Source organism: Paraburkholderia sp. MPAMCS5 (genome assembly GCF_036016995.1).
In the GTDB taxonomy this organism is placed as follows: Bacteria; Pseudomonadota; Gammaproteobacteria; order Burkholderiales; family Burkholderiaceae; genus Paraburkholderia.
This window is the reverse complement of sequence record NZ_JAYXBK010000001.1, coordinates 156,253-178,877: the sequence shown is the minus strand read 5'-3', so window position 1 is coordinate 178,877 and position 22,625 is coordinate 156,253. Positions and strand designations below refer to the sequence as shown.

General features: G+C 63.3%; 22 protein-coding genes and 1 pseudogene. 16 read left to right on the top strand and 7 right to left on the bottom strand.

Annotation, left to right across the window (positions count from 1 at the left end; translation table 11 throughout):
- The first annotated feature begins 2 nt into the window (after positions 1 to 2).
- The 13 genes and pseudogenes from VOM14_RS00860 to VOM14_RS00800 all read left to right on the top strand — a co-directional run.
- On the top strand, positions 3 to 947 hold the full coding sequence (locus VOM14_RS00860; protein ID WP_327626772.1) for an ABC transporter permease: 945 nt from the start codon (positions 3 to 5) through the stop codon (positions 945 to 947).
- Complete coding sequence (locus VOM14_RS00855; protein ID WP_327626771.1) at positions 947 to 1,840, top strand: ABC transporter permease; 894 nt, start codon at positions 947 to 949, stop codon at positions 1,838 to 1,840. The genes VOM14_RS00860 and VOM14_RS00855 overlap by 1 nt, the downstream gene beginning before the upstream one ends.
- Before the next feature lie 66 nt (positions 1,841 to 1,906).
- Positions 1,907 to 3,544 carry a gamma-glutamyltransferase family protein gene (locus VOM14_RS00850; RefSeq protein ID WP_327626770.1) on the top strand — a complete coding sequence of 546 codons (1,638 nt, stop codon included), beginning with the start codon at positions 1,907 to 1,909 and terminating at the stop codon, positions 3,542 to 3,544.
- A gap of 232 nt (positions 3,545 to 3,776) precedes the next feature.
- Positions 3,777 to 6,149, top strand: a complete 2,373-nt coding sequence (locus tag VOM14_RS00845; protein ID WP_327626769.1) for a bifunctional salicylyl-CoA 5-hydroxylase/oxidoreductase — start codon at positions 3,777 to 3,779, stop codon at positions 6,147 to 6,149.
- A complete protein-coding gene (locus VOM14_RS00840; protein WP_327626768.1) occupies positions 6,146 to 6,919 on the top strand; it encodes an SDR family NAD(P)-dependent oxidoreductase in 774 nt (257 codons plus the stop codon). The genes VOM14_RS00845 and VOM14_RS00840 overlap by 4 nt, the downstream gene beginning before the upstream one ends.
- Complete coding sequence (locus VOM14_RS00835) at positions 6,916 to 7,488, top strand: MarR family winged helix-turn-helix transcriptional regulator (protein WP_327626767.1); 573 nt, start codon at positions 6,916 to 6,918, stop codon at positions 7,486 to 7,488. The genes VOM14_RS00840 and VOM14_RS00835 overlap by 4 nt, the downstream gene beginning before the upstream one ends.
- 21 nt (positions 7,489 to 7,509) lie before the next feature.
- Positions 7,510 to 8,361 (top strand): enoyl-CoA hydratase family protein, encoded by an 852-nt coding sequence (locus tag VOM14_RS00830; RefSeq protein ID WP_327626766.1) that lies wholly within the window; start codon positions 7,510 to 7,512, stop codon positions 8,359 to 8,361.
- A gap of 1 nt (position 8,362) precedes the next feature.
- Entirely contained in the window at positions 8,363 to 9,583 is a 1,221-nt protein-coding gene (locus VOM14_RS00825; RefSeq protein WP_327626765.1) for an acyl-CoA dehydrogenase family protein, read from the top strand.
- The gene (locus VOM14_RS00820) at positions 9,580 to 10,023 is read left to right on the top strand and encodes an acyl-CoA thioesterase (protein WP_327626764.1); all 444 of its coding nucleotides are present in this window, start codon (positions 9,580 to 9,582) and stop codon (positions 10,021 to 10,023) included. Before VOM14_RS00825 ends, VOM14_RS00820 begins: the two co-directional genes overlap by 4 nt.
- A complete protein-coding gene (locus VOM14_RS00815; protein ID WP_327626763.1) occupies positions 10,020 to 10,415 on the top strand; it encodes a RidA family protein in 396 nt (131 codons plus the stop codon). The genes VOM14_RS00820 and VOM14_RS00815 overlap by 4 nt, the downstream gene beginning before the upstream one ends.
- 61 nt (positions 10,416 to 10,476) lie before the next feature.
- Complete coding sequence (locus VOM14_RS00810) at positions 10,477 to 12,117, top strand: AMP-binding protein (protein ID WP_327626762.1); 1,641 nt, start codon at positions 10,477 to 10,479, stop codon at positions 12,115 to 12,117.
- Positions 12,118 to 12,151: 34 nt separating this feature from the next.
- Complete coding sequence (locus VOM14_RS00805) at positions 12,152 to 13,375, top strand: dienelactone hydrolase family protein (protein WP_327626761.1); 1,224 nt, start codon at positions 12,152 to 12,154, stop codon at positions 13,373 to 13,375.
- A gap of 107 nt (positions 13,376 to 13,482) precedes the next feature.
- A pseudogene (locus VOM14_RS00800) lies at positions 13,483 to 13,924 on the top strand (glutathione binding-like protein); the annotation flags it as partial.
- 41 nt (positions 13,925 to 13,965) lie between these two features.
- Here the strand turns inward: VOM14_RS00800 and VOM14_RS00795 are convergent.
- From VOM14_RS00795 to VOM14_RS00785, 3 genes are all read right to left on the bottom strand, one after another.
- A complete protein-coding gene (locus tag VOM14_RS00795) occupies positions 13,966 to 14,241 on the bottom strand; it encodes a hypothetical protein (RefSeq protein ID WP_327626760.1) in 276 nt (91 codons plus the stop codon).
- A gap of 120 nt (positions 14,242 to 14,361) precedes the next feature.
- Positions 14,362 to 14,637: a hypothetical protein gene (locus VOM14_RS00790; RefSeq protein ID WP_327626759.1), complete on the bottom strand. Its 276-nt coding sequence runs from the start codon at positions 14,635 to 14,637 to the stop codon at positions 14,362 to 14,364.
- Complete coding sequence (locus tag VOM14_RS00785) at positions 14,637 to 15,674, bottom strand: hypothetical protein (RefSeq protein ID WP_327626758.1); 1,038 nt, start codon at positions 15,672 to 15,674, stop codon at positions 14,637 to 14,639. The genes VOM14_RS00790 and VOM14_RS00785 overlap by 1 nt, the downstream gene beginning before the upstream one ends.
- A 557-nt stretch (positions 15,675 to 16,231) precedes the next feature.
- Between VOM14_RS00785 and VOM14_RS00780 the strand changes: the two genes are divergently transcribed.
- Positions 16,232 to 17,746, top strand: coding sequence for a DHA2 family efflux MFS transporter permease subunit (locus VOM14_RS00780; protein ID WP_327626757.1), 1,515 nt, complete (start codon positions 16,232 to 16,234; stop codon positions 17,744 to 17,746).
- 250 nt (positions 17,747 to 17,996) lie between these two features.
- Positions 17,997 to 18,524, top strand: a complete 528-nt coding sequence (locus VOM14_RS00775; protein WP_327626756.1) for a GNAT family N-acetyltransferase — start codon at positions 17,997 to 17,999, stop codon at positions 18,522 to 18,524.
- On the opposite strand, the gene VOM14_RS00770 is transcribed toward VOM14_RS00775, so the two are convergent.
- From VOM14_RS00770 to pdxR, 3 genes are all read right to left on the bottom strand, one after another.
- On the bottom strand, positions 18,431 to 19,030 hold the full coding sequence (locus tag VOM14_RS00770; protein ID WP_327626755.1) for a flavin reductase family protein: 600 nt from the start codon (positions 19,028 to 19,030) through the stop codon (positions 18,431 to 18,433). The two genes, VOM14_RS00775 and VOM14_RS00770, sit on opposite strands and share 94 nt — an antisense overlap.
- A gap of 90 nt (positions 19,031 to 19,120) precedes the next feature.
- Complete coding sequence (locus VOM14_RS00765; protein ID WP_327626754.1) at positions 19,121 to 19,453, bottom strand: hypothetical protein; 333 nt, start codon at positions 19,451 to 19,453, stop codon at positions 19,121 to 19,123.
- A 163-nt stretch (positions 19,454 to 19,616) separates the two neighbouring features.
- On the bottom strand, positions 19,617 to 21,110 hold the full coding sequence (pdxR, locus tag VOM14_RS00760) for a MocR-like pyridoxine biosynthesis transcription factor PdxR (protein WP_327626753.1): 1,494 nt from the start codon (positions 21,108 to 21,110) through the stop codon (positions 19,617 to 19,619).
- Between the two features lie 115 nt (positions 21,111 to 21,225).
- On the opposite strand from pdxR, the gene VOM14_RS00755 reads away from it, so the two are divergent.
- Complete coding sequence (locus tag VOM14_RS00755) at positions 21,226 to 21,963, top strand: GNAT family N-acetyltransferase (protein ID WP_327626752.1); 738 nt, start codon at positions 21,226 to 21,228, stop codon at positions 21,961 to 21,963.
- A gap of 62 nt (positions 21,964 to 22,025) precedes the next feature.
- Here the strand turns inward: VOM14_RS00755 and VOM14_RS00750 are convergent, their stop codons facing one another.
- Positions 22,026 to 22,565, bottom strand: coding sequence for a GNAT family N-acetyltransferase (locus VOM14_RS00750; protein WP_327626751.1), 540 nt, complete (start codon positions 22,563 to 22,565; stop codon positions 22,026 to 22,028).
- Between the last annotated feature and the right edge of the window lie 60 nt (positions 22,566 to 22,625).

Genomic DNA, 22,625 nt, shown 5'->3' with positions numbered 1-22,625 from the left:
TCATGCTGCGGATCATCGCCAATCGCCTGATGGTCGCCGTGCCGACGCTGATTCTGGTGTCGATGCTGATCTTCGGCCTGCAAAAGCTGCTGCCGGGCGACCCCGTGCGGGCAATGGCGGGCGAAGACCAGGACCCGCAGGTGATCGCGACGCTGCGCGTCAAGTATCACCTCGATCAGCCCGTGCCGACGCAATACGCGCTGTGGATGCGCGATGTCGCGCGCGGCGACCTCGGCGCGTCGCTGCGCACCGACGTGCCGGTGCGCTCGCTGATCGCGCAGAAGCTGCCCGTGACGATGCAGCTCGCGCTAATGGCGATGATTCTCGCAATCGGCATCGGCATACCGGCGGGCGTGATTTCGGCGGCGAGCCGCGGCGGCCCGCTCGATTACGCGGCGAACATCTTCGCGCTGTCGGGCATGTCGATACCGAACTTCTGGCTCGGCATCATGCTGATTTTCATCGTGTCGGTGCGCTGGCATCTGCTGCCGTCGTCGGGCTACGTGTCGCCGGGCGAGGATTTCTGGCTCAGCATCAAGACCATGATCATGCCCGCCTTCGTGCTCGGCGCGGCGCTCGGCGCGCAGCTCATGCGTCATACGCGCAGCGCGATGCTGGGCGTGCTGCGCACCGACTACATCCGCACCGCACGCGCAAAAGGCTTGTTGCGCGGCGCCGTGGTCGTCAAGCACGCGTTCCGTAATGCGCTGATTCCCATCATCACCGTGCTCGCGCTCTTGTTTGGCGAACTGCTCGCGGGCGCCGTGCTCACCGAGCAGGTGTTCACAATTCCCGGCTTCGGCAAGCTGATCGTCGACGCCGTGTTCAATCGCGATTATCCCGTCGTGCAAGGCGTGGTGCTGGTCACGGCGCTCGCGTTCATCATCGTGAATCTGTGCGCCGATGTGCTCTATATCCTGCTCAATCCCCGACTGAGGCGCAGCTGATGGCCACTCCGTTCGATGCTTCATCGTCCGCCGCCGCTTCGAACGCTGCGGCCATGCCGCGCCGAAAGCGGCGCGGGCTCGCGCGCTTCATGCGCAACCGCGCGGCGGTGTTCGGCGCGGTGCTGGTCGCGCTGATCGTCGTGATGGCGCTGTTCGCGCCGTGGCTCACGCAGTACGACCCCGTGCAGGCGAGTTTCATGACCGTGCGCCAGGCGCCGTCGGCAGCTCACTGGTTCGGCACCGACGAACTCGGCCGCGATGTGCTGAGCCGCCTGCTGTATGGCGCGCGCGCGTCGTTGCTGGCGGGCGTGGTGTCGGTCGGCATCGCCGTGGCGCTCGGAGTGCCGCTCGGTTTGATCGCCGGCTATTTCGGCGGGCTGATCGACGGCGTGATTTCACGTATCGCCGATGCGCTGCTGTCGATCCCGTTCCTGATTCTCGCCATCGCGCTGGGCGCGTTTCTCGGCCCGAGTCTGACGAACGCGATGGCCGCGATCGGTATCTCGGCCATGCCGCGCTTCATCCGTCTCACGCGCGGCCAGGCGATCAGTGTCAAGGCCGAAGACTATGTGGAAGGCGCGCGCGCAATCGGTCTCGATCACACGCGCATCATGCTGCGCTATATCCTGCCGAACGTGCTGCCGCCCATCATCGTGCAGGCGAGCCTGACGGTGGCGAGCGCGATCATCGCCGAAGCGAGCCTGTCGTTTCTCGGGCTCGGACAATTGCCGCCCGCGCCGTCGTGGGGCTCGATGCTCAACACCGCGAAAGACTTCGTCAGTCAGGCGCCGTGGATGTCGATTTTCCCCGGCATCGCCATTTTTCTCGCCGTGCTGGGCTTCAATCTGCTCGGCGACGGTCTGCGCGACGCGCTCGATCCGCGCGAATCCTGATTCCTTGCCGTGACTGTCCATCGCGATGGCTCACGTGCTCATCCTCACAACCCTCAGAGAGGCACCGTGACAAGTTTCAAATGGCACAACCCGTATCCGACGACACGCTCGCCCGTGTTCGCGCGCAACATCGTTTCGACCTCGCAACCGCTCGCCGCGCAGGCCGGCTTGCGAATGTTGTGGAAAGGCGGCAATGCCGTCGATGCCGCGATTGCCGCCGCGGCGGCCATCACCGTCGTCGAGCCCGTATCGAATGGTCTGGGCGGCGACCAGTTCGCACTCGTGTGGGACGGCAAGAAGCTGCACGGGCTGAACGCATCGGGCGTCGCGCCGGCAGCGTGGAATGTCGACTACTTCAAACGCAAGTATGGCGAGCAGAACGGCCTGGCGGTTCAGCCCGTGCGCGGCTGGGACACCGTCACGGTGCCCGGCGTGATCGCCGGCTGGGAAGCGCTGCATAAAAAATTCGGCTCGCTGCCGTTCGCGGACCTGATGCAGCCCGCCATCGAGATCGCCGAACGCGGTCATGCGGTGGCGAGCATCGTCGCGCGCAAATGGGCGGCCGCCGTGCCGGAGTTGAAGAATCAGCCCGGTTTCGCCGATACCTTCATGCCGCGCGGCCGCGCGCCCGAAGTCAGCGAACTGGTGAAGATGCCGGGGCACGCGAAGACGCTGCGCCTGCTCGCCGAACAGGGCCCGCGCGCTTATTACGAAGGCGAGATCGCCGAGCGCATTGCCGCGTTCTCGCGCGAGTGCGGCGGCGCGATGACACTCGACGATCTGCGCAACTACAAGGCCGATTGGGTCGAGCCGATCGGCAAGGACTATCGCGGCTACACGGTGCACGAGATTCCGCCGAACGGGCAAGGCATCGCGGCGTTGATCGCGCTCGGCATTCTCGAACAGTTCGATGTGGCTTCGTTGAAGCTCGACGGCATCGAATCGCAGCATTTGCAGATCGAAGCCATGAAGCTCGCGTTCGCCGACGTGTACCGCTACGTCGCCGATCCGCGCTCGATGGACGTGACGCCCGAGCAAATGCTCGACGACGCGTATCTGAAGTCGCGCGCGAAGCTGATCGATCCGAAGCGCGCGACGCATTTCGACTTCGGCATGCCGAAGTCGGGCGGCACGATCTACATGTCGGCGGCGGACGAGCGCGGCATGATGGTCAGCTTTATTCAGTCCAACTATATGGGCTTCGGCTCGGGCGTCGTGGTGCCCAACAGCGGCATATCGCTGCAAAATCGCGGCTGCGGTTTTTCGATGGACCCGAAGTCGCCGAATGTCGTGGAAGGCGGCAAGCGTCCGTTCCACACCATCATTCCGGCGTTCCTCACGCAACAGGTGGACGGCCAGCAGGAAGCGGTGATGAGCTTCGGCGTCATGGGCGGCGACATGCAGCCGCAAGGTCATCTGCAAACGGTCGTGCGCATGCTCGACTATGGCCAGCAACCGCAGGCCGCGTGCGACGCGCCGCGCTGGAGGGTCAACCGCGACTTCACGATCGATATCGAATCCACGCTCGACCCGGCCATTTCGCGCGCGCTTCTGGAACGCGGTCACACCATCAAGTCCATCGACGACCCGTATATGGATTTCGGCTCGGGGCAGTTTATCTGGAAGCTCGACCGGAATGAGCCGGAGCGCGGGTATGTCGCGGCGAGCGATAGCCGCAGAGATGGCCTCGCTGCGGGGTTCTGAGTCGCGCAACGCGCGGCTGCTCGGGCATGAGCAGCCGCCTGTGTTCATAGCTTGTCGTCGTGCCGGCCGCGCGTTCCTGCCTTTCCAGGGTCACGCGTAAGCCGGCACGCTATCCGCAAGCGCAGCGTGCAGCGCAAATTCGCATTCCGCCTCCGTCCGCACATTTACTTGACATCTAAAATATCTAGACCTAAATTACCCCCATCGGCAATGTTCACAGTGGGGAACCAGCATGCGCATCGTCTGTATTGGCGGCGGCCCGGCCGGCTTGTACTTCGGCCTGTTGATGAAGAGCCGGAATCCGGCGAACGACGTCACCGTCGTCGAGCGCAACCGTCCCTATGACACTTTCGGCTGGGGCGTCGTGTTCTCGGACCAGACGCTCGGCAACCTGCGCGCCGCCGACGCGCCCAGCGCCGACGCCATACTCGACGCGTTCAACCACTGGGACGACATCGAAATTCATTTTGGCGGGCGCACCGTCCGCTCGTCGGGTCACGGCTTTTGCGGCATCGGCCGCAAACGTCTGCTGAATATCCTGCAAGCGCGTTGCGAGGAACTGGGCGTGAAGCTCGTCTTCGAAACCCAGGTCACCGACGACACCGACTATCAAGCCGACCTCATCGTCGCGTGCGACGGCGCGAATAGCGCGATTCGCCAGAAATACTCGGCCACGTATCGGCCGAATATCGACATGCGCGATTGCCGCTTCGTCTGGCTCGGCACGCGCAAGCTCTTCGACGCCTTCACGTTCGCGTTCGAAAAAACCGAATTCGGCTGGTTCCAGGCGCACGCGTATCGTTTCGACGACCAGACCTCCACCTTCATCGTCGAGACACCCGAGCGCGTGTGGCGCGCCGCCGGTCTCGACGAAATGAGCAAGGAAGACGGCATCGCGTTTTGCGAAAAACTCTTCGCGAAGTATCTGGACGGCCATGCCTTGCTCTCCAATGCCGCGCATTTGCGCGGCTCGTCGCAATGGATTCGCTTCCCGCGCGTCGTCAATGAAGAATGGGTGCACTGGCGCGGCAACGCGAACGGCACGCAAACGCCGGTCGTGCTGATGGGCGACGCAGCGCATACCGCGCACTTCTCGATTGGGTCGGGCACGAAGCTCGCGCTCGAAGATTCGATCGAGCTGGCCAACAGCATCGGCGCGCATGCCGGTGATCTGCGCTCCGCGCTGACGCACTACACCGAAGTGCGCAGCGTGGATGTGTTGCGCATTCAGAACGCCGCGCGCAATTCGACGGAATGGTTCGAGCACGTCGATCGTTACACGTCGTTCGAGCCGGAACAGTTTGCCTATTCGCTGCTCACGCGCTCGCAGCGCATCTCGCATGAAAACCTGCGCGAGCGCGACGCGCGCTATCTGTCCGGTTTCGAAGACTGGCTCGCAGAGCGTTCGGGCGTCGAGCGCGCCCCGCAACAGCATTCCGTTCCGCCGATGTTCACGCCATTCACCTTGCGCGGCGTCACGCTGAAAAATCGCGTTGTGGTGTCGCCCATGGCGCAGTATTCGGCCGAAAACGGCGTAGCCGGCGACTACCACCTGATGCATCTCGGCGCGCGCGCCATGGGCGGTGCGGCGCTCGTCATGACGGAAATGACGTGCGTGTCGCCTGAAGCGCGCATCACGCCCGCGTGTCCCGGCATGTATGCACCCGAACATCTCACGGCCTGGAAGCGCATTGTCGATCTCGTGCATCGTCAGTCCGACGCGAAGATCGGCATACAGCTCGGGCACTCGGGCGCAAAAGGCTCGACACGAGTCGCGTGGGAAGGCATCGATCAGCCGCTTGCCGAGGGCAACTGGCCGCTGATCTCCGCGTCGCCGCAGCAGTATTTGCGCGGCATCAGCCAGCACTCGCGCGAAGCCACGCACGACGAACTGCGCGAAATAGAAGCGCAGTTCGTGCGCGCCACGCAGATGTCCGTTGAAGCGGGTTTCGACTGGCTCGAATTGCACTGCGCGCATGGCTACTTTCTGTCGAGCTTCCTGTCGCCGCTCACGAACCATCGCACGGACGAATACGGCGGCTCCCTGGAAAATCGCCTGCGTTATCCGCTGCAAGTGTTCAACGCGATTCGCGCGGCGTGGCCGCAGGACAAGCCGATTTCGGTGCGAATCTCGGCGAACGACTGGGTGGAAGGCGGCAACACGCCCGACGACGCCGTGCAGATCGCGCGCGCGTTCAAGGCCGCAGGCGCGGACATGATCGACGTGTCGTCGGGTCAGGTCAGCAAGGACGAACAGCCCGTGTATGGCCGCATGTTCCAGACGCCGTTCGCCGATCGCGTGCGCAACGAAGCGGGCATCGCGACCATTGCCGTCGGGGCGATTTCCGAAGCGGACCACGTGAACAGCATCATCGCAGCGGGCCGCGCCGATCTGTGCGCGATCGCGCGTCCGCATCTCGCCAATCCATCGTGGACATTGAACGAGGCCGCCAAAATAGGCTATTTCGATGTGAACTGGCCGAATCAATACACCGCCGCGAAGTCGCAACTCGAACGCAATCTGGAGCGCGAGCGCGCCCAGGCTGCGGCGAATGCGGGCCTCACGGCGCAGGAGCGCGCGCAACGCGCGGAAGGAACCTCGTGAACTCAACTCAATCCTCACTTTCCGGACAGCACGCTGTCGTCACGGGCGGCGGCAGCGGCATCGGCGCGGCGATTGCGCAAGCGCTGCTGCGCGCCGGCGCACGGGTCACATTGATGGGCCGCAACGTGGAGCGGCTCGACGCGCAGCGCGAGGCATGTCGCGCGTTGGGCGACGTCGCGTGCATTACCGTCGACGTCACGCAGGAAGAGTCCGTCGCGAGAGCCTTCAACAAGGCGGGCGCCGTCGACGTTCTGATCAACAACGCAGGCCAGGCGCAAGCCGCGCCGTTCACGCATACCGACATGGCGCTCTGGCAGCGCATGCTCGACGTGAATCTCACCGGCGTGTTTCTCGGTACGCGCGCGGTGTTGCCGGGCATGCTCGAACGCGGTCGCGGACGGATCGTCAACGTGGCGAGCACGGCGGGGCAAATCGGCTATGCGTATGTGGCCGCGTATTGCGCGGCGAAACACGGCGTGATCGGTCTCACGCGCTCGCTCGCACTGGAAGTCGCGAGCAAGGGCATCACGGTCAACGCCGTGTGTCCCGGCTATACCGAAACCGAACTGCTGCGCGCATCGCTCGAACAGATCACCAGCAAGACCTCGCGCACCGAACAAGAGGCGCGCGAAACCTTGCTGCGCTCGAATCCGCAACACCGCTTCGTCAGTCCGAAACAGGTGGCCGACGCCGTGCTATGGCTATGTCAGCCTGGTTCGGATGCCGTCACGGGGCAATCCCTATCCATCTCCGGTGGAGAAGTCATGTGAGCAAGTCATCCAGTATCAAGAAGATCGCGACTGGCGAAACGAAGGCAGCAGACACCAAAGCGCCGCGCAAAGGCGTCGCGAAACCCGCGGAGAACGTCGTGGATCTGGAAATGAGCACCGGCGCCGACAGTCACATGGGCTTGCGCTTGTGGCTGCGCATGCTGACCACGACGAACCTCGTGCAAGCCGAATTGCGCAAGCGCTTGCGCAACGAATTCGACACCACGTTGCCGCGTTTCGACTTGATGGCGCAGCTCGAACGTCATCCTGAAGGCCTGAAGATGACCGAGCTGTCGCGCCGTTTGATGGTGACGGGCGGCAACGTCACCGGCATTACGGATCAACTCGAAAAAGAAGGCCTGGTGTCGCGCGATAACGATCCGAACGACCGCCGCTCGATCAGCGTGTGCCTCACGCCAGCCGGGCGCAAAGCGTTCGACAGAATGGCCGCCGCGCACGAGCAATGGGTGGTCGAACTGTTCGGCGGCCTGAGTCTTGAGGAGAAGTCGCGCACGCATCAGCGGCTTGGCAAATTGAAAAAGCATCTGCTGGATAGTTTGAAAGACTGACTGGCGCAAAGAGGAGACACCATGTCACATTCCAACGCCGACGCGCTGCTGGCCGGCAATCGCCTCACACTGGCGGGTTATGACGCGCAACACTTCGGCTGGTCGGTTGCGGACAAGGTCGCGACCATCACGTTGAACCGGCCCGAGCGCAAGAATCCGCTCACCTTCGAATCGTATGCGGAGTTGCGCGATCTGTTCCGCCGGCTCGCGTATGCCACCGACGTCAAGGCGGTCGTGATCCACGGCGCGGGCGAGAACTTCTGTTCGGGCGGCGACGTGCACGACATCATCGCGCCGCTGATCGATCTGCCCATGCCCGAATTGCTGCTCTTCACGCGCATGACCGGCGATCTCGTCAAAGCCATGCGCCATTGTCCGCAGCCGGTGATCGCCGCCGTCGACGGCGTGTGCGCCGGCGCGGGCGCCATTCTCGCAATGGCGTCCGACATGCGCCTCGGCACAGCGCGCAGCAAGCTCGCCTTCCTGTTTTCGCGCGTCGGCCTCGCGGGTTGCGACATGGGCGCGTGCGCGATTCTGCCGCGCATCATCGGTCAGGGGCGCGCCGCCGAATTGCTCTACACGGGCCGCTCCGCGAGCGGCGACGAAGGCTACGCATGGGGCTTTTACAACCGTCTGTGCGAACCCGCCGCGCTGCTTGACGACGCGCTCAAGCTCGCCGCCGATCTGGTGGCCGGTCCGACGTTCGCGCATGGCATCACGAAGAAAATGCTGCATCAGGAATGGAGCATGAGCATCGACGAAGCCATCGAATCCGAAGCGCAAGCGCAGGCCATCTGCATGAGCACGCGCGATTTCGAGCGCGCGTACAAGGCGTTCGCAGCGAAATCGCGCCCCGTGTTCGAGGGAGACTGAGTTGAGCGCCGATCACAACATCGATCTGCACAGCGCGCTCGCGTGGCCTTTTTTCGAGCCGCGTCATCGCGAACTGGCCGCCGGTATCGAAGCATGGTGCCGCGAAAATCTGTCGCACGTCGAACATGACGATGTAGACGCCGCTTGCCGTCGACTGGTGCGCGAACTCGGCGCGGCGGGCTGGCTGAAGTATGGCGTGGGCGGCATGGCCTACGGCGGTCATGGCGACACGATCGACACGCGCGCAGTCTGCCTGCTGCGCGAAACGCTCGCGAAACATTCGGGTCTCGCCGACTTCGCGCTCGCGATGCAAGGACTCGGCTCCGGCGCGATCTCGCTCGGCGGCACGCACGAACAGAAAACGCGCTACTTGCCGCGGGTCGCGAACGGCACGGCAATCGCGGCGTTCGCGCTGTCCGAACCGGAAGCAGGATCGGACGTCGCCGCAATGTCGCTCGCCGCGCGCGAAGACGGCGACAGCTACATTCTCGACGGCGACAAGACCTGGATTTCAAACGGCGGCATCGCCGATTTCTACGTCGTGTTCGCCCGCACCGGCGAAGCGCCGGGCGCGCGCGGCATCAGCGCATTCATTGTCGAGGCGGATACGCCGGGACTGCACATTGCCGAACGCATCGACGTGATTGCCCCGCATCCGCTCGCGCGACTGCATTTCGCGGGCGCACGCGTGCCGCGCACCCAGATGCTCGGCGCACCTGGCGAAGGCTTCAAACTCGCCATGCGCACGCTCGATATTTTTCGCACGTCCGTTGCGGCCGCGTCGCTGGGTTTCGCGCGACATGCGATGGCCGAAGGACTCGCGCGCGCGGCATCGCGCAAGATGTTCGGCCAGACGCTCGGCGATTTTCAACTGACGCAGGCGAAGCTCGCGCAAATGGCGCTGACTATCGACAGCAGCGCGCTGCTCGTTTATCGCGCGGCATGGCTGCGCGATCAGGGCGAAAGCGTCACACGCGAAGCCGCCATGGCGAAGTGGCACGCGAGCGAAGGCGCGCAACAGGTGATCGACGCCGCCGTGCAACTTTATGGCGGCATGGGCGTGCAAAGCGGCACCGCCGTCGAAATGCTGTATCGCGAGATTCGCGCGCTGCGCATTTACGAAGGCGCGACGGAAGTGCAGCAATTGATTGTCGGCCGCGATCTGTTAAAAGCGCATGCAGCCGAAAGCGCAACCCCGCGCGCGGGAGCGAACCCGACATGAACGCGCATTTCGAAAGGCCCGTACGTATCCGCTTTTCGCACTGCGATCCGGCGGGCATCGTGTTCTATCCGCAATATCTCGTGATGACGAACGCTCTCGTCGAAGACTGGTTCAACGAGGGCCTGCGCATCGACTACGCGCAGATGATCGGGCAACGCCGCATCGGCCTGCCGATCGTCAAACTCGACTGCGAGTTTTCGCGGCCGAGCCAGATGGGCGAAACGATCATGTTGACGCTGAAGGTGGCGGCCATCGGGCGACGCTCGATCAGCATCGACATCCTCGGTCATTGCAATGGCGAAGCGCGGTTTTGCGCCAGACAGGTTCTCGTGACGACGTCGCTGGAAAGCGGCGGCTCGATCGACATTCCCTCCGACATGGCAAGCGCGCTCGCCATGTTCGCTCCACAGCCCGACTCCAGCGAGGCGCACCGCACATGAAAAAAGCTCTTCTTCCGGCCGGCTGGATCAAGCCGCGCGGTTATGCAAACGGCGTCGCGGCGAGCGGCACGCAAGTCTTCATCGCCGGCCAGATCGGCTGGGACGAACAGGCGCGCTTTCAAACCGCCGACTTCGCCGGCCAGGCGATTCAGGCGCTCAGAAACGTGCTCGCCGTATTGAACGAAGCGGGCGGCAAGCCGGAGCATCTCGTGCGAATGACGTGGTACGTCACAGACAAACGCGAATACCTCGCTTCGCTGAAGGACATTGGCCGCGCGTTTCGCGAGCTGATCGGCGACTACGACATCGCGATGAGCGCGGTGCAAGTCGTCGCGTTGATCGAAGACGAAGCCAAGGTCGAGATCGAAGCAACCGCCGTTATTCCGCAGTAAGGACACGCAATCCCTCGTCAACCGAAGCGCATACAGCCGGCTCAACACCGGGGAGACCACGATGGAACCGTCAGCACACGTCGATACTTTCGCGCGCGACAATCTTCCGCCACAAGATCAATGGCCTGTTTTTCTGCTGGACAATCCCGATGTCGCCTACCCGGCGCGTTTCAATTGCGCGACCGAACTGCTCGATAGAACCATCGAAGCGGGTCACGGCGAGCGTCCGGCTGTGTGGTCGCTGGTGGACGGCGAGCCGCGCGCCACGACTTATAACGCGTTGCTTGCGCTGGTGAACCGCAGCGCGCATGTGCTCGTCGATGAAATGGGTTTGCTGCCGGGCAATCGTGTTCTGTTGCGCGGGCCGAACACGCTGCAAATGGCGGTCGCGACACTTGCAGCGCTCAAGGTCGGCCTCGTGGTCGTGCCGACCATGCCGCTCCTGCGCGCGAAGGAGTTGAAGCAGATCGTCGTGAAGGCGCGCGTGAGCGCCGCGCTGTGCGATGCGCGTCTGACCGGGGAACTCGTGCGCTGCACTGATCCGCAAGACGAGTTCTACTGCGCCGAGTTGCGGCAAACATTGCTCTTTCACGACGACGACGCCGGGTCGCTCGACACGCTCGCCATCAACAAGCCCGCCGATTTCAGCGCGTGCGATACCGCCGCCGACGACGTCTGCCTGATCGCCTTCACGAGCGGCACGACCGGCATGCCGAAGGGCTGCATGCACTTTCATCGCGACGTGCTGGCGATGTGCGATCTCTTTCCGCGTCATGTTTTGAAGCCCTCGTCCGACGATGTTTTCTGCGGCACGCCGCCGCTCGCGTTCACGTTCGGACTGGGCGGGCTGTTGTGTTTTCCGCTGCGAGTCGGAGCGTCGACGGTATTGATCGAGAAGCTCACGCCCGAGACTTTGCTCGAGACGGTCGAGCGTTTTCACGCGACCATCATGTTCACCGCGCCGACTTTCTATCGGCAGATGGCGCCGCTCGTCGCGCATCACGATGTGTCCAGCTTGCAGAAGACCGTGTCGGCCGGCGAGGCGTTGCCCGATTCGACGCGGCGTTTATGGCACGACGCGACCGGCATCGACATGATCGACGGTATTGGCGGCACGGAGTTGATCCACATTTTCATTTCGTCGCAAGGCAGCGAGATCCGTCCGCAGGCCATTGGCCGCGCGGTGCCGGGCTATGTCGTGCAAGCCGTGGACGAGGCGATGCAACCCGTTGCGCCCGGCACCATCGGCAAGCTCGCGGTGCGCGGGCCGACGGGCTGCCGCTATCTCGCCGATGAACGGCAAACCAGGTTCGTGCGCGACGGCTGGAACCTGCCGGGCGATTCGGTGTATCTCGACAAAGACGGCTACGTGTTCTATCAGGCGCGCGCCGACGACATGATCGTCTCCGCGGGCTACAACATCTCGGGCCCGGAAGTGGAAAGCGTGCTGCTGCAACATGAAGCGGTGTCGGAATGCGGCGTGATCGGCGTGCCGGATGCAACGCGCGGACAGATCGTGAAGGCGTTCGTGGTGCTCAACCCCGGCTATACGCGCGACGACAAACTCGTCGCGCAGCTACAGGATTTCGTGAAGAATACGGTGGCGCCTTATAAATATCCGCGCGTCGTCGTATTCGTCGATTCATTGCCGCGCACCGAAACCGGCAAGCTCAAACGCTTTGAATTGCGGACGATGGCGTAGCGCGCTTCCTCGCACACTCTCAGGAGACACACGCATGGCTGGCTCTTTCATGGAAGTCGTCGCCCGGGATGGCGGCCGTTTCAATGCTTACGTGGCGCGTCCGGCGCAAGGCTCGGGCCCCGGCCTCGTTCTGCTGCAAGAGATTTTCGGCGTCAACAGCACGATGCAGGCAACGGCCGACCGCTTCGCGGAAGAAGGCTACGTGGTGCTGGTGCCCGATCTGTTCTGGCGGATCAAACCGGGCATCGAGCTGGGCTATGGCGAAGCCGACATGCAACAGGCGCTCGGCTATCTCGGGCAGTTCGACACCGATCTCGCGCTCGACGACATCGCGGCCACTATCGCGGCCTTGCGCGCGATGCCCGAACAGGTCGGCAAGGTCGGCGCGGTCGGCTACTGCCTCGGCGGCAAGCTCGCGTTTCTGAGCGCCGCGCGGACCGATGTGGATTGCGCAGTCAGCTACTACGGCGTGGGCCTCGACGCGTATCTGGATGAGGTGCCGGCCGTTCGCTGCCCGATGGTGTTTCACTTCCCCGAAAACGACGCGCATTGTCCACCCGACACGCGCGAGCGGATCAGCGCCGCGTTGCGCACGCGTGCGCACATCGAGCAGTACGTGTACCCCGATTGCGATCACGCGTTCGCGGCGCCCGAGCGCGCGCAGTACAACAAACCTGCCGCGATGATGGCGTATTCGCGCACGCTGGCGCTGCTGCGCAAAGTACTCGGCCCGGTCTACGATCTGAACGCGCTGTGGGAAGCGCATTGCTATCACGAGTTCGCCACGCGCGACGTGGAGGCTGTCATGCCGACCATGGTCGCCGAGCCCTACGTCAATCACGTTCCCACGATGACGGGCGGCGTCGGTCACGACAATCTCAAGCGTTTTTACACGCATCATTTCGTCAACTCGAATCCGCCCGACACGAAGCTGATTCCGATTTCGCGGACCATTGGTTCCGATCGCATCGTCGATGAATTTATTTTTAGCTGCACGCACAGCTGCGCAATCGACTGGATGCTGCCGGGCGTCGCGCCGACGGGCAAGCATTTCGAAGTGCCGATGCTGGCTGTGGTGTGTTTTCGCGGCGACAAGCTTTATAACGAGCACATCTACTGGGATCAGGCGAGCGTGCTGGTGCAGGTCGGCTTGTTGAATCCCGAGGGATTGCCGGTGGCGGGCATTGAAAGCGCGCGCAAGTTGCTGGATGAGACGTTGCCTTCGAACGCGCTGATGGGAAGTAGGTCGCGGGTGTGAGCGATGAGGGTTGAGGTTGCGGTGCAACGAGAGTGCCCGCCTCTGCACAATCGCCTCACGCTCGCAACGCGTGTTGTGGCTGCTCGAAGAACTGGGCGTGCCGTAAGGGCACGCCCGAGCGTTTGCGTTACACGTACTGGCTGCATTACGCGGAAGGGTCGGCCATGCCGCCGTTGCTGCTCAAGCTGGTGGCGTTACGCATCGCGAGTGCGCCCATGCCGTTCTTTGCGAAACCGATTGCGCGCAAGATCGCGGCTACGTTGCAATCGTAGCTTTATCGATCCGCAGTTGAAGCTGCATCTTGGGTATATCGAAAGCGAGTTGAGTAAAAGCGCCTGGTTTGCCGGCGACGAATTCACTGCGGCCGATGTGCAGATGAGTTTTCCGCTTGAGGCGGCGACTGCGCGCGGCGGAATGGATGGGCAATTGCCCGCGGTGACGGCGTTTTTACAGCGGATTCATGCGCGGCCTGCTTATAAGCGGGCGTTGGAGCGTGGCGGGGAGTATGGGATTGTGGGGGGAAGTGATTTGCATGCTGCCCAAGGCTGACAATTCGGGAAAGGGCAAGTCCCTTCCCGTGACGCGTCGCATCATTGTCCTGACGGACTTTCTATAGGGTGCTGGGTCACGGCCAAGCATTGCTTGACATCAGGGCGGCCTGCCGCAATCACGTTGAGCATTGCGACGCCCAACTGTCGTGCCAACTCGTCATCAAAGTTGAACTCGTCACCGTTCAGGAAAAAAGGCACTTCCATGATCCCGTCCAGGTGCGGAGCCAGTTTCGCTGAAACTACCGCTTGCATGACCAACTGCTGAGGATTTTCGGTGTAGGTCAGAACGAAGGAATCCGGCGGATGGTCAGTCATCTGGAGGCCTTTTGTTGTTGAAAGATCAGGGGATTCATCAATCGATGACAGTGCGGAAAAGGCTCGTTGCCAGCCCCTTTTCCTTACGAATTTAGGTCACTTATTCTGTAGCTGGCCGCCTCATTGCTCCGATGATCTGTCAATTGGATCTTGCGTAACAGACATGTGTTGTTTGATGTCTGGTTGACCCAAGGCAATGAGAGAGAGCATTGCCGCTCCGAGCCGTCGCACGAACGCATCGTCAAGCTTGAAATCGTGCTCGTCCAGCAGGACAGGAATCTCCAGCGTGCCGGCCACGACCGGGGCCAATCTGGCTCGATCAACGGCTTGTAAGGCAAACTCCTGGCGTTCTTCGATGTAAGTTAAAACCACGGAATACGGCGGATGATTAGCCATTAATACCCTTTGCATTCTTGGTAGATCTGAAATGCCCTTTGCTTGCACAGCGCGACGGCTCGCGCTCCGCCCATGTGCGGTGCCACAGCATTGCACATGGATATCTGAGCATCATACTGCGCGAAGCACTCGTTTTCATGAGCTTCTCTGCCACTGCATTTAACCATTCCGCCACCATCACCCTGCGTCGCGAACAGAGCGCCATACAACACCAACCTCTTCGCTGAATCCGACAGGTCCGGCACAAGGATCGGATACGGAACCTGCGACTGATCGCTCAACATCACCTCGGTCGTTTCTCCCCACTGCGGAAGCGTCTCACTCAATTCATCGCCAAAAAGCTTGCCGGTGAGCTTGGCGTTCCACGTCATATAGCATTCAACGCAAAGCGGTGGAATGAACGCGTTGGCGTCAGACTGGAGTCCGGTGAGATTTGCCGGCGGCGCAATCGGATCATTACCCAGTTCCCAATTGGTGAGCCAGACATCGAGTTCGGCGTCACTAACGGGCTGCGGGAAGCCACCGTTCGTCGACACTATCGCCGTGCGTTTCGATACGCTGCCATCCGCAGCGTAAGCGTATTGGACTGCCAGGTAGCGCTTCAGTCCGCCATTCGCAGTGCTGGCTTTTTCGTTGTACTCGAAGGAAGATACGCGCCCGCGTACGTCGTAGCCGATGTCTGCCTGGCCACTGTTGCCCGTCATCCGCGTTGCGCGATTCGAGGCGTCACGACCCAGTGTTCGCATTTCCCAGCCCGACACGGCGTCGCGCGTCGTTGCGATGTTGCCTCTTATGTCGTACGTGTAACTCCAATCTTCAAGCGTTTTGCCATCCTCGGCGACCGTGGCCGACAGAAGTCGCCCTGCTTCATCGTAGCGTGCACCGACCGTGAGCTGGCTGCCTGTCCCAACGGCCTGCGTTCCTTGCTCGCCCGTGAGATCAGTTGTTTGCCTTTCGGCGTAACCGGTGACGTTGCCGCTCGCATCGTAGACAAAAGCCCTAACTTTTCCAGGCGTGGCCACGAGATGCGGACGCAATGAGGTTTCATCGTTGTACTCAATGGTCGTGACTGATTTTTCCCGCCGACTGTCGCAGCAGCCTTCGTTGGTCGGTTGGCACTATCCCACATGTACTGGACATCGCCGTCGGGCGTCTGTCTCTGTTTTAGATTACCCGCCGCGTCCCAGGCGCGCGTTATCGTGCCGCCTGGCGTAGCAATCGATCGAGGACGCAATGTGTCCAGGACATCGAACGTGTAGGTGCTAGCGCCGGACATGTCAGTGAGCGTCGTGCTGCCGCGACCGTAGCTCAACGCCGTATTGCGCTTTGTATCGGGATGGGTGACTGAGATCGCGCGTCCGCTGTCATCCTAGGTCCACGTTGCAATGCGCGCCCCGCATCGCCCAAAAACTCGTAGTTGTGACGCAAATCCGGCGAGTGCTAGACTGAAAAACCCCTCCCCCTCGATGCCGGAGCGACAGCGTTGTCAGCATCCAGCATCGCGGCGGGCGGCGGGTCCGTCCGGCATCGCGTTGAAACGGCCATCAAGCTCGAAGCCGCCGGTTACTCTGAAACCGTGGCCAAGGAGCTTCGCATGACCCATTCCATCCACGGCGAGAAGCGCTGGCTCGCGCTCATGGTGCTGTGCCTCGGCGTGCTCATGATCGTGCTCGACACCACCATCGTGAACGTCGCCTTGCCGTCTATCGCGGCGGATCTCGGCTTCACGGAGACATCGCTCGTGTGGGTCGTGAACGCGTACATGCTGACGTTCGGCGGCTGTCTGCTGCTCGGCGGACGTCTCGGCGATCTGTACGGTCATCGTCGCTTGTTTCTCGGCGGCATCACACTCTTCACGCTGGCGTCGCTCGCGTGCGGCCTCGCGAACTCGCAGATGCTGCTCGTCTGCGCGCGCGCCGTGCAGGGCCTCGGCGGCGCTATCGTGTCTGCCGTGTCGCTGTCGCTCATCATGAATCTGTTCACCGCACCCGGCGAACGCGCGAAAGCGATGGGCGTGTACGGCTTCGTGTGCGCGGGCGGCGGCAGCATTGGCGTATTGCTCGGCGGCCTGCTGACCAATCTGCTGAGCTGGCATTGGATCTTTCTCGTCAACTTACCGATCGGCATTGCGGTGTACGCGCTATGCGTCGCGCTGCTGCCGTCCGCGCGCGGCCACGCGCACGGCGAGCGTCTCGACGTGGCCGGCGCCGTCTTTGTCACCGTTTCGCTGATGCTCGCCGTGTATGCCGTCGTCAACGGCAACGAAGCCGGCTGGACGTCCGCGCAAACGCTCGGCCTGCTGCTCGTCGCGCTCGCGCTGCTCGCCGCGTTTCTGATCATCGAATCGCGCGTGCAGCATCCGTTGATGCCGCTCGGCCTGTTCCGCCTGCGTAATGTCGCGACGGCGAATGTCGTCGGCGTGTTGTGGGCCGCCGCGATGTTCGCGTGGTTCTTCATTTCCGCGCTGTATTTGCAGCGCGTGCTCGGGTATCGGCCCTTGCAAGTCGGGCTCGCGTTTTTGCCGGCGAATCTGATCATGGGCTTCTTTTCGCTGGGCTTGTCGGCGCGCGTCGTGATGCGCTTTGGTCTGCGTATTCCGCTCGCCGTGGGTCTGCTCGTCGCCGCCGGCGGTCTTGCGCTGTTCGCGCGCGCGCCCGTCGATGGAAGCTTCGTGCTCGATGTGCTGCCCGGCATGATGCTGCTCGGCTTTGGCGCGGGCATTGCGTTCAATCCGGTGCTGCTTGCCGCGATGAGCGACGTCGATCCCGCCGATTCGGGGCTCGCGTCGGGCATCGTGAATACCGCGTTCATGATGGGCGGCGCACTCGGCCTCGCGGTGCTCGCGAGTCTCGCCGCCGCGCGCAGCGGCGCGATGCTGGCCACGCAAAGCGCGCTGGCCGCGCTCAACAGCGGCTATCACGTGGCGTTTGCGTTCGGCGCGGTGTTCGCGGCAGCGGCGGGTTTGATCGGCGGAATGCTGTTGCGCGCGGGACGGCCCGGCGGTGCCGGTGCCGCCGCGCATGCCGGCGATGAACACGGCGTATCCGCCGACACGTCCGCCGAGCGTCCTCGTCCCACTGGCAACGCAGCCGCGACGGAAAACGTCTGATCGCTGTGCGCGTGTCGCTTCTTGCCCTGGTTGCTCAGTGTGCGCGGTGGTGGGTTGTGCCGCCGTCCTTCGTCTCGATTGATAGCAGGATTCCTACATATCGAGAACGCGCGTGCCTTTCTCCCGGCGGGCGTCGACTACGGACCATGACGCCGTTGCTTGAGCTTTTCCTCGCCGAAATCCATCCGCGCCGAGGTCCGCGCATCCGCTACACTTCACCCCTTGACTCACAGCCCCGCCGAGCCACATCTTGACCATCCACATCCGCCCCGCCATCACCTCCGACGCCCCGCTCATCCTTCGCTTCATCACCGAACTCGCGGTGTACGAAAAGGCCGAGCATGAAGTCGTCGCGACCGTCAAAGACATTGAAGCGAGCCTCTTTTCCGCGGCATCCACGGCGAAGGCGCTGATCTGCGAAATGGACGGTGCGCCCATCGGTTTTTGCGTCTACTTCTTTTCTTACTCCACGTGGCTCGGCAGGAAAGGACTGTATCTGGAAGACCTGTACGTCTCCCCGAAATCGCGGGGCAGCGGCGCGGGCAAACAGATGCTGCGCCACCTCGCGACCATCGCGTGCGAGACGGGTTGCGGCCGTTTCGAGTGGAGCGTGCTCGACTGGAATACGCCGGCCATCGGTTTCTATGAATCGATCGGCGCGAGCGCGCAAAGCGAATGGGTTCGCTACCGGCTCGCGGGCGACGCGCTCAAGGCATTCGCCGCCGGCGACACGTCGAACGCTTCGCCCGTGGCAAAAAACGTCCCGCCCGCAACGTAATGGCAGGTGCGAAGATCGGGGTCGTCGCCGAAATGCCAGCGGTTATTCGAATACACGCGGCTGTCCGCATACGCGGCGACCACCTCGCCAATAATCAGATCGTGCCGCTGGCTGTCGTCAGGAATCACCTTGCATTCCATCCACGTGATGCAGCCGGCCAGCATCGGCACGTCGATCTTTTCGCCGGTGAAGGTGTCGAGTTCAAACGCTGCGAACTTGTCGAGTTCAAGGCCCGCGTGGGTGCCCACGGCCAAGGTCTGTGCGGCGAATTGGCGGCTCGGCAATTGCAGTCCGAACACGCCGCTCGCTTCGATCAATTGCCGCGTCAGCGTGCGGCTGTCCACCACGACCACCACCTTCGGCGGATCGAAGTCGAGCGGCATGGCCCACGAAGCCGCCATCACGTTCGAGCGGCCGTCGTGCGCGCTCGTAATGATCGTGACCGGTCCATGATTAAGTAACTGCGTGGCGCGCGGCAAGGCCACGGGTTCTCGCGTGATTGTCATACTGTGCTTTTGCTGGAATCGTGCAGGAAGGTCTGATCGGGGTGCGTCTGGTCAGGGCGGCAAACCCGCGAGCCGCCGCCCTTTCACGCGTCAATGCGGCGCTTTTCCGTTGGGCGCCGCGTCCACCGGCTTATGCGCCTCCTCGCCGACTCCCGGGAAAAACGCGTTCCATGCGGCTCGCACGCCTTGCGCGGCGGTCGCCTCGGCAGCGGCCGATTCGACCTCGCCATCCGCCGCCTTCGATGGATCGGCGGACAGCCCGCGCCAATGAGTGAACGCGAGCACCGGCTTCTCGGTCCATTCGCCCTCGCCGAATTTCGCAAATGCCGTGTCCCCGCTTGCCAGTTGCACCTCGTACCAGCCGTCGCGCGCGGGCGAGTAGGCGGCCAGTTCAAACCACGGAGTCGGTTCGATTTCCTTCATGTCATCTCCATTCGGATAAATCGTCACAGATAATTACATCAAAGGGATGCTTCATGCCCGGACTGCGCGGCCATCCGTCGCCAGGCGTGTTCGGTACACCCAGGATCGCCGCGCATAAACGACACGATAGCGCGACATGGGCCGCGCGGACAAACTCAAAAACTTACGCGCGTCGCCGACGCGGCTTTTCCATCCCCGCGGCCAGTTCGGCCAGCACGCGGACAGCGGGCGGGAGCGCCTCGGCGGCGGTGTTGCCATAGCCGATCACCAGCCCATTCGTCCCGGCGTGCGGCTCCATCGCGAAGCTGGACAGCGCGCGCGGACTGAGGCCCGCGGCGAACGCGCGCTCGGTGAGCGTCCTGTCGTCGATGCCCGGCGGCAAACGCAACGTCAGATGCATGCCGCAGTCGCCGCCCAGAATCACGGACGAAGCGAAATGCCCGGTCAGCGCTTCGCGCAGCGCCTGCTGCCGCTCGCGATACAGCCGCCGCATGCGCCCGAGGTGTCGGCCGAACTCGCCGCTTTCCATGAAATGCGCGAGCGCCAGTTGCTCCAGTCGATGTCCGCCGCGCAGCATTTCGGCCAGCGCCACGCCAGCGCGCGCGGCGATCGCGTGCGGCAGCACAACAAAGCCGATGCGCAGCGCCGGAAACATGGTCTTGCTGAACGAGCCGACGTATAGAACCGGCGCGTCGTCCACGAGCCCTTGCATGCTCGCGATCGGCTCGCCGGCGTAGCGGAATTCGCCGTCGTAGTCGTCCTCGATCAGCCATGCGCCGCGCCGGCGCGCCTCGGCGATCAACTCCAGACGCCGCGCCACCGACAACACCGCGCCCGTCGGATACTGGTGCGCGGGCGACGTGTAGATCAGCTTCGGCGGATGCGCGGCCCACGCGCCGGGCGGCACGCAGATGCCTTCGGCATCGACAGGCATGGGCACGGTTTTCAGGTCGCCCTGATTGAAGGCCGCCTTCGCGCCGCGATAACCAGGGTCCTCGATCCACGCGACGTCGCCGGGATTGGTGAAAAGCCGCACGCAGAGGTTCAGCGCCTCCTGCGCGCCCTCGGTGATCACCACCTGCGCGCCCTCGCAGCGCACGCCGCGCGCCATGCGCAAATGCGCGGCGATGGCATCGCGCAACGCCGGTTCGCCCGCCGGCGTGCCGTAGCCGAGCGCGAGCGGCAACGCGCGTTCCATCGAACGTTCGAGCGCGCGCCGCCAGGCGGCCAGCGGAAAGCGGTCCAGCGCCGGCGTGCCGGGCGTCAGCGGCAAAGTGGCATCGACATGCGTGCGCGTCGCCGTGAACTGGCCGACGCGCGTCGCATAGGCCACTTCCGGCGCGGCGGCCTGTACTGGCGGCTCGCCGCGCGCGGCGCGGCTCGACAGCGGACTCACACGCGTGCCTTTCTTGTCGGCCACCACGTAACCGACCGCCGCCAGATGCTCATACGCGATGACCACGGTATTGCGCGACACGCCCATCTCGGCCGCGAGCAGACGCGACGACGGCAGCAGCGACCCCGCCGGCAAGCGGCCGCCGAGAATGGCCTGCTGCAGGCGCTCGATCAACTGCTTTTGCAGCGGCGCGGGCTTTAGCGCGCCGTCGGCGCGACAGTGGGCGGCCGTCTGGGCAAGGGGGCCAATGATCTCGATCATGACGGCTGGATCTATCGAATGCGGTTGTCCTGGATCTTTTTAACATACCACGATTGCCGTATTGTTCGTCATGTCCTCTATGACAAACGATTCCCACGACACGAGGAGTGCAGACATGGAACCCCGACGTAACGCGTTCGACCAGCCGATCGGCGCGCCGCTCTCCGGCTGGCGCGGCGCGCAGCCGCCCGCGCGCGTGCAGCTTGCAGGCCGCTATTGCCGGCTCGAACCGGCGAGCGTCGAAACCCACGCAGCCGATCTTTTCGACGCCTACCACTTGGCCGCGGATGCGCGCGACTGGACCTATCTGGCAGTCGGCCCGTTCGAGACCGTCGAGGCGTATCGCGAGCATCTGGCGCGCATGGCCGCGTCGGCCGATCCGCTGCATTACACGGTGATCGACCTCGCGAGCGGCAGAGCGGTCGGCACGCTGTCGCTGATGCGCATCGACGCCGCCAATGGCGTGATCGAAGTCGGGCACGTCACGTTTTCGCCGCGCCTGAAGCGCACGCGCGTGGCAACGGAAGCCCTGTTCCTGCTGATGAAATACGTGTTCGACGAACTCGGCTACCGGCGCTTCGAATGGAAATGCGACTCGCTGAACGAGCCTTCGCGCGCGGCCGCATTGCGCTACGGCTTCACGTTCGAGGGCATTTTCCGTCAGGCGATTGTGTATCGTCAGCGCAATCGCGATACTGCGTGGTTTTCGATCATCGACAGCGAATGGCCGGCGCTGCGCTCAAGCTTCACGCGCTGGCTCGACGACGCCAACTTCGATGCACAAGGGCAGCAGGTCGAGCGGCTGGCGGATCTGGTCGCGCGGGAAAAGACGGCGGCTCACGACGCGCAATAGGCCGCGCACGAAGCAACGCATCAAAGCAGTCCGGGCCGGCCGCGCGCCGGCTCACGTCTGGCTCACGTCTCTGTGCCGGCCATGCGGCGCAGCACGATGGTCGGCAGACCTTTGTACGTAGTGCGAAGCTGTTCGCGATAGCCGACCTTTCGCGCGACGCGCAGCGACGGCTCATTCTCCGGCGCGATGATACAAGCCGTTTCGGCGCCCGGCCATTGCTCGTCCGCCCAGCCCAACACGGCGCGCACGGCTTCGGTCGCGTAGCCGCGGCCATGCATCGCCGGGTTCAGAGCCCAGCCGATTTCCGGCGTGCTCATCAATGAAGGCTCGATCTCGCGGTGATAATCGGCCAGGCCGACTTCGCCGACGAAGCGCCCGCTTTCCCTCTCGCGGATCACCCAATAGCCGTAGCCGAGCATCGCCCAATGACCGGCGTAGCGCAGCAGACGCGCCCACACTTCTTCACGCGTAAAAGGCTTGCCGCCGATGTAGCGGATCACGTCGGGATCGGACCACATCGCGTAGCTGTCGAGGAAGTCGTCGCGCGTGTGCGGGCTGAGGGTGAGGCGGTGGGTGGTGAGGATGGGCGGGTGCGCGGGCATGGAAACAGAGTGGCGGAATCGACTAAACAATGGAATGGCGAATTCATTCGATGATCGCAG